Genomic DNA, 1,808 nt, shown 5'->3' on the forward strand with positions numbered 1-1,808 from the left:
TGAACTGTACCCCTTGTCAAGGACATTTTTAAAGGCGGGGCGATTTATTTTTGGTCGCCTCTTTTGCGCTTGTATCCTGTCCTCAGATGTCCTGTTTTCTATTATTATGGTATTCTGTGATAGATTTAAACTTAGTGTCTTAAAGTACCCCCGCCCCTAATTCTTCCGGCTTTTTGGCTGGCATCGGACGAGCCGGCCTGTTGGGGATATCCAGGGGATACTCCCCTGTGTTGAAAAAGTCATAAAACTCGTTTGGGGCAAGTTTCGCTAGATTCCATTGGTAACGTTCATTATTATAGTATTTTATGTAGTCATCTATGACAGACTTTACTTCGCTAAACGTTGCACAATCCGCCAGTTTTCCCCTGATATGGTCTTTCATATGACCAAAGAAGCTCTCCTGCGGGGCATTGTCCCAGCAGCAACCCTTATGGGACATGGACTGGCGCAGTTTCCTGTCATACAGGATGTTGATAAAGCTGCGGCTGGTATAATGACAGCCCTGGTCACTGTGGATAATCGTTTCCGCATGCAGAGAAATTCCATGGTCCGCAATCAGATTCTCCACTGTTTCCAGTACGAAGTCCACTTCCAGGGATTCGCTGAGCACATAAGAGAGGATCTGTTTCGTGAAAGCATCCAGGATCGTAGACAGATATGCAAATTTTCCGGCATATGGCAGGTAAGTGATATCCGTCAGTAAAACCATCCTCGGGCCGTAGCTCTCGAACTCACGGCGGAGCAGATTATCCGAAACACTTCCGGTCCGGATCGCTTTTGCAATCCTCTTATTAGGATTTGGCCCCCGGTATGGGCAGGACAGACGGAACTTTTCCATCAGTCTGCGGATTTTTTTCAGATTCATTATGACCGGTGGTTCTCTGTGGAGCAGGGCCATATGGATACCCCGGGCCCCTTTGGAATAACCGTACTGTTTATAAGCAGACAGAATCAGTTCGAAATCCCGGCGGTCCTCCTCTTCCTTCTGTTCCCGGGCCGGGGCAGCCTTCAGCCAGGCATAATAGCCGCTTCTGGAAACCCCGGCTGTGGAACAGAGTTCTTTGACAGAAAGGGAACAGCCGCTCTGCTGCATGGTCTGGAAGATAATCTCAAAAATACACGAAGAGTCGTTCATGAGCAGCGCACCTACTTTCCTGTAATTCTGACTGCAGAAATTTTTTTTAAAAACTCCACTTCCTGTTTCAGATAATCAATCTCATGGCGGAGCTGTTTCAGTTCTTCTTTTTCGGATACGGGAATATCACGGGTCTGTTCCTGAGGCTGCTCCTTCCCGAGCGTGTGGTTCCCTTCGCGGAAACAGCGGTATTTCTTGTACTGTTCCCGGATGTGGCGGGAAATGCTCCAGATCCTGCGCTCCCCAAGGACTGCGGGATCATAGCCATGGTCCTCCAGAATCTTCCTTGGAAGCTCTCCTGCCTGGTATTCCGAATAAAAGATCTCTTTAAACTCTTTGGTAAGGTGCAATTGAAACTGGGTCACGCTGTAAGTGTATGGATTTTGACGCAGCATCAGTATTTGTTCATTGGTAAAGGGTTTTCTGCTCATGGTATTCCTCCTGTTGTTCATTTAAGAATACCATAAGGACCGTGAGTATGTCTAAAGAAAACGGGGTCGGGGCCAGAACTCCGGGGAGCAGTCCAAAAAACTGGGTACACCTGCAGGGTGTGTACAGTATAAGGGGACGGGGATACAGAGTGATGTCCATATTTAGGGAGCAGAGGAGACGATCTGTCTAAAAAGACGGGGCCCCCACTCTTCAAAGTGTCCACACTTATGGGTACATTATA

The 1,808-nt window shown here is 47.8% G+C and carries 2 protein-coding genes; both read right to left on the bottom strand.

Annotated elements, in window-relative coordinates; genetic code table 11:
- Positions 1 to 139 precede the first annotated feature (139 nt).
- Positions 140 to 1,135 (bottom strand): IS3 family transposase, encoded by a 996-nt coding sequence (locus GPL15_RS16125; RefSeq protein ID WP_215699715.1) that lies wholly within the window; start codon positions 1,133 to 1,135, stop codon positions 140 to 142.
- An 11-nt stretch (positions 1,136 to 1,146) separates the two neighbouring features.
- Positions 1,147 to 1,566, bottom strand: a complete 420-nt coding sequence (locus GPL15_RS16130) for an HTH domain-containing protein (protein ID WP_215699716.1) — start codon at positions 1,564 to 1,566, stop codon at positions 1,147 to 1,149.
- Between the last annotated feature and the right edge of the window lie 242 nt (positions 1,567 to 1,808).

It is taken from the genome of Clostridium sp. MCC353, from assembly GCF_018785315.1.
Classification (GTDB): Bacteria; Bacillota; Clostridia; order Lachnospirales; family Lachnospiraceae; genus CHH4-2.

Bases quoted from the DNA above. Each gene is read 5' to 3' on its own strand.
- GPL15_RS16125 (WP_215699715.1), bottom strand. From the start codon at position 1,135: ATGAACGACTCTTCGTGTATTTTTGAGATTATCTTCCAGACCATGCAG.
- GPL15_RS16130 (WP_215699716.1), bottom strand. From the start codon at position 1,566: ATGAGCAGAAAACCCTTTACCAATGAACAAATACTGATGCTGCGTCAA.